Here is a 4,704-nt window from a genome sequence, read left to right on the forward strand (position 1 = left end):
CCAGCAGCGGTGCGGCGGCGACCAGCAGCCGGGCGCCGCTGTCCCGCAGGACGAACTCGATCTCGCCCGCCTTGAACAGCAGGTGGACCGGCACGACGACCGCCCCGAGCGACAGCACCGCGTAGTAGACGCGCGCGAAGTCGGGGACGTTCGGCACGTGCACCGCGACCCGGTCGCCCGGTCCGACGCCCCGGTCCCGCAGCGCGCCCGCGTACGCGAGCGTCTGCTGCCACAGCGGCCCGTACGCGACGGTGCGGTCGCCGATGTGGACCGCGGTGCGGTCGGGGTGACGGCGGGCGGTCTCGGCGAGGATCGCGGCGACGGACATGGTGCCGTAGCCCTCTCCGTCGAGGGCGGGGTCGGTCGTCATCGGTGGCTCCCTTCGTGCGGTGCGCGGCTGGTGGGGTCGGTGGCGGCGTCCGGGGCGGTGCGGGGGCGGAGCTCGGCGCGGCCCAGCGCCGCGAGGTGCACCTCGTCGGGGCCGTCGGCCAGGCGCAGGGCTCGCGCCGCCGCGAACATCCCGGCGAGGGGGGTGTCGGCCGAGAGCCCGGCCGCACCGAAGAGCTGGATCGCGCGGTCGAGGATGCGCTCGACGGCCGACGGCACGGCGACCTTGATCGCCTGGATCTCCCGCATCGCCGCGCGGTTGCCGACGGAGTCCATGAGCCAGGCCGTCTTGAGCACGAGCAGCCGCAGCGCCTCGACGTCGACCCGGGACCGCGCGACCCACTCGCGCACGACGCCGCGCACGAGGTGCAGGGCGGGTCGTTGCCGCCCGAGCCGCCCGGCCTGACCCCCGACCCCGACGCCGACGCCCGCGCGCTCGCGAGCACGCTGCGCCTGCGCATCCTGCGGCTCTGCCTCGACGAGCCGCGCACCAACCGGGAGATCGCGGTCGCCCTCGACCGCAACCCGGCCACGGTGCTCCACCACGTCCGCACGCTCGTCGACCGCGGCTTCCTCGTCGCGCAGCCGGTCCGGCGTGGCACCCGCGGCTCGCGCGAGGTCCCGTACCGGGCGACCGGCCGGACGTGGCAGCTGCGTGACCAGGCCGGCATGGGCCGCACGCTGCTCAACGCGTTCTTCGAGGAGGTCGCGCTCGTCGACCCGGAGACCGTCAACCTGACGAGGCTCGGGCTGCGGCTCGACGCCGACGGGTACGCCGAGCTGGTCGCCCGGCTCGGGGAGCTCGCCGACGAGTTCGCCGCGCGCCCCGCGACCCCGGGCGGCACGGCGTACTCGCTGTTCGTCGCGGTCCACGAGGACGTCACGCGCGACGCCAGCGGGCGGCCCCGCGACGACGACGACCGCCGTGCGGAGCCGCGCCGCGTCGACGCCTAGTACCGGATCGCGTCGATCACCTTGACGCGTACCGCGAACACCGCGGGGACCAGCCCTGCGAGCGCCCCGACGAACGTCGCCGCCGCCATGCCGACGGCCGCCGCGGAGAACGGGAACGGCGGCATGTCCTGGATGCCGCCGCCGAACACGCGGTCCACGGGGATGTTCTTGACGATCGCGACGGCCAGGACGACGCCGACGAGGCCCGCGACGACGGTCGCGACGACCGACTCGAGCATCACGCCGAAGAACACCCGGCTCGACGTCGCCCCGAACGACCGGCGGATGCCGATCTCCCGGATGCGGTGCCGGACGGTGACCAGCGCGATGTTCACCAGCCCCAGCCCGCCGAGCAGCAGGGCGAACCCGCCGACGCCGATGCCGACCCACTTGGTGGCGCCGTCGATCGCGCTCGCGTCCCAGTCGTTGTCGCTCGACCAGACCTCGAAGCCCGGGACCGCGGCCTGGACGTCGCGGCGGATCTGCGTCTGCAGCGCGCGGTGCTCCTCGCGCGGGACCCAGGCCATGAGCTCGGGCATCGGCTGCCACGGCCCCATGCTCGCGGCGGCGGCGTCCCCGGCGCCGGTGAGCCAGCGCTCGTACTGGCCGTAGAGCACGAACGCGCTCGGCATCATCTCCGGGTACGGGTCGGCGGTGACGCCGATGATCGTCGCCAGCACGGGGTGGTCGCCGCCGATCTCGACGGTGGGGTGCGACGTGAGGTCCTCGAACCCGAGGTTCCGCAGGAACGTCTCGTTGACGACGAGCGACGGTGCGTAGGCGTCCGTGTCGGCGTCGGTGAACCACCGGCCCTCGTCGGGCACGAGGCGCATGAGCGTCCCGTACTCGGCGTCGACGGCCTGCATGTCGACCGGCTGCGTACCGTCGGGGAAGCGCGCCTCGAGCGGCGTGTAGAGCCGCCGGCTCGCGTGCTCGATGCCGTACCGCTCGAGCGTCTCGCGGTACGTCGCGTCGAGCCGAGCCGTGTCGGCCTGGGCGCTCTCGGTCCGCGGGCTCGCGCTGAACGTGATGGTCACGGAACGGCCGGTCTGCCGCTCCTGCTGCTCGCTGAACGACTGGCTCAGCATCGAGACGACCGCGGTGACGCCCGTGATCGCCGTGACGGCGCACGCGACGCCGATGAGCGCGAGCAGCACGCGCAGCTTGTGGATGCGCAGCTCGTCCCAGGCCTCGACGAGCGCGCCGACGATCCCGGTCATGCGTGAACCCCCTGAACGTCGTCGTCGGTGCTCGTGGGCGTGCCGGGCAGCAACCGCCGTTCGACGGCGCCGCCGCGGTCCGCGACCTGCGTCGGCACGTCGCCGACCCAGTGCGACCCGGTGTCGAGCGTGATCGGCACGAGCACGCCCTCGGCCAGGCGGTACTGCCGCTCGGCGCGCGCGGCGACGGCGAGGTCGTGCGTGATGGTGACGAGCGCCGCGCCGGTCTGCGACGCGATGTCGTCGAGGAGGTCCATGACCTCGCCGCCGGTCTCGACGTCGAGCGCGCCCGTCGGCTCGTCGGCGAGGATGACGCGCGGCCCCCGCACGAGCGCGCGGGCGATCGCGACGCGCTGCTGCTCGCCGCCGGACAGCTTCTCCGGCATGGTCTCGAGGCGGTCGCCGAGGCCGACACGGTCGAGCATCTCCGCGGCGAGCCGCGTGCGCGCCCAGAACTGCTTGCCGCGCGCGTAGAGCAGCGGAGCCGTGACGTTCTCGAGGGCCGTGCGGCCGGGCAGCAGGTTGAACTGCTGGAACACGAAGCCGAAGTCGCGTCCGCGGCGGACGGTCCGGGTGCGGCTCGACAGCCGCTGGATGGGCACGCCCTCGAGCAGGTACTCGCCCGTCGTGGGGGCGTCGAGGAGGCCGAGGATGTTGAGCAGCGTCGACTTGCCCGTGCCGGACCGCCCGACGATCGCGACGTGCTCGCCCGCGTCGACCGCGACGGTCACGCCGCGCAGGATGTGCAGCACCCGGTCGTCGGGCAGCACGACGGACCGCGTGACGTCCGTCAGCTCGAGCAGGCTCATCCGCCGCACACCGTCGGGTCGTACTGCGCCGGGTCGTTGCAGTCGACCTCGCCGTCCGCACCGCCGGGCACCGGGATGAACTGCAGGACCGTGTCGCCGAGCGCGAGGCCCTCGGTGATCTGGACGCTCGTGCCGTCGGTCAGCCCGAGCTTCACGGCCCGCTGCTCGGGCTCGTCACCCTCGGCCGCGACGACCCAGACGTTGCCGTTCTGCACGCTGCCCTGCACCGCCGTGACGGGGACGACGACCGCGTCCTTCGCCTCGCCGTTCGTGACCTGGAGCGACGCGCCGAGCCCGGCGAACGCGGTCACGCCGGCCGGGATCGCGCACGTGAGCGCGCCCGAGGTGCTGGTGGTCGCCCCGTTGTCGGGCTGCTGCCCGCCGCCCGTCGCGGGTGCGCCGATCCGCAGGCCCGTGCACTCGAAGGGTGCCGGCCCGCCGTTGAGCGTGACCTGGGCGGTCGTCGGTGCGCCGATGAGGCGGTACTGCTGGTCCGGCGTCAGCGTGCCGCTCACGGACAGCGTCCCGGGGGAGACCTTCGCGACCTCGTCGCCGACGGACAGCACCTGGTCCTTGAGCGTGGGCATCGCGAGCGTGCCCGCGACGGGCGCCTTGACGACCTCGACGGTCACCTTGGGCTTGCGCTCGGTCGTCGTCTGCTCGCCCGTCACGGGGTCGGTCTTGACGATCGGGTCCTGCGGAGTCTCCTGCCGGATCTCCAGCAGCGGCGTCCCGGCCTGGACGGCCGCGCCGTCGGCGGTCAGCACCTTGGCGACGGTGCCGGCGAGCGTGGCCCGCACGACCACGGCCGCGTCGGCGACGACCGCGCCCTGCACGGTGACGACGTTCGTGATGGTGCCGGTCTCGGCCGCCACGGTCGGCTCGGACACCGATCCCGTCGGCGTGAGCGCGTCGCTCGTCGTGTCGAGGTCGGCGCCGTCGAACGCGATCCGCACGAGCGCGACGGCGATGACCGCCCACACGAGCAGTCGTAGGGCCGGGAAGACGATCCGACGGGTGACGCCCACGGGCGGACTCCTCGCATGCAGGTGGTGGGGTGCGGAGGAACCGTACTGAGCCCGACCCGGGACGCGGATCCACCCCGGGTATGACAACCGTGTTACTCCGCGCCGAACACTACTGCGCGACGCGCACTAGCGCCACCACCTGCGGGATCAGGCGGCCGAGGGTCGAGAAGGCGGTGCCGGTCGGACGTGCCGCGCCGGACGGGCCGACGCGCGCCGACGACGTCGTGGCGTCCCCCGCACACTCGCTCGGACGACGTCGTCCGACCGTGGGGGGACGCGACACCGCGCCGCGGGGGACCCTGCGCC

General features: G+C 74.1%; 6 protein-coding genes. 1 reads left to right on the top strand and 5 read right to left on the bottom strand.

Annotated features, from left to right (window positions below; translation table 11 throughout):
* On the bottom strand, nucleotides 1-370 hold a 370-nt coding region (locus HGA02_RS10940), incomplete at its 3' end, for an AMP-binding protein (protein ID WP_168679035.1).
* Nucleotides 367-750 carry an acyl-CoA dehydrogenase family protein gene (locus tag HGA02_RS10945; protein WP_343035442.1) on the bottom strand — a complete coding sequence of 128 codons (384 nt, stop codon included), beginning with the start codon at nucleotides 748-750 and terminating at the stop codon, nucleotides 367-369. The genes HGA02_RS10945 and HGA02_RS10940, both read right to left, overlap by 4 nt.
* Nucleotides 751-768: 18 nt before the next feature.
* Between HGA02_RS10945 and HGA02_RS10950 the strand changes: the two genes are divergently transcribed.
* Nucleotides 769-1,341 carry a helix-turn-helix domain-containing protein gene (locus tag HGA02_RS10950; protein ID WP_210728441.1) on the top strand — a complete coding sequence of 191 codons (573 nt, stop codon included), beginning with the start codon at nucleotides 769-771 and terminating at the stop codon, nucleotides 1,339-1,341.
* Here HGA02_RS10950 and HGA02_RS10955 read toward each other — a convergent pair.
* From HGA02_RS10955 to HGA02_RS10965, 3 genes are read right to left on the bottom strand one after another with little or no spacing between them, the layout of a single operon-like run.
* A complete protein-coding gene (locus tag HGA02_RS10955) occupies nucleotides 1,338-2,561 on the bottom strand; it encodes an ABC transporter permease (RefSeq protein WP_168679037.1) in 1,224 nt (407 codons plus the stop codon). The genes HGA02_RS10950 and HGA02_RS10955 overlap by 4 nt on opposite strands.
* A complete protein-coding gene (locus HGA02_RS10960) occupies nucleotides 2,558-3,370 on the bottom strand; it encodes an ABC transporter ATP-binding protein (protein WP_168679038.1) in 813 nt (270 codons plus the stop codon). Before HGA02_RS10960 ends, HGA02_RS10955 begins: the two co-directional genes overlap by 4 nt.
* On the bottom strand, nucleotides 3,367-4,398 hold the full coding sequence (locus HGA02_RS10965; protein ID WP_168679039.1) for a permuted SH3 domain-containing protein: 1,032 nt from the start codon (nucleotides 4,396-4,398) through the stop codon (nucleotides 3,367-3,369). The genes HGA02_RS10960 and HGA02_RS10965 overlap by 4 nt, the downstream gene beginning before the upstream one ends.
* Between the last annotated feature and the right edge of the window lie 306 nt (nucleotides 4,399-4,704).

It is taken from the genome of Cellulomonas septica (assembly GCF_012396155.1).
Lineage (GTDB): Bacteria > Actinomycetota > Actinomycetes > Actinomycetales > Cellulomonadaceae > Cellulomonas > Cellulomonas septica.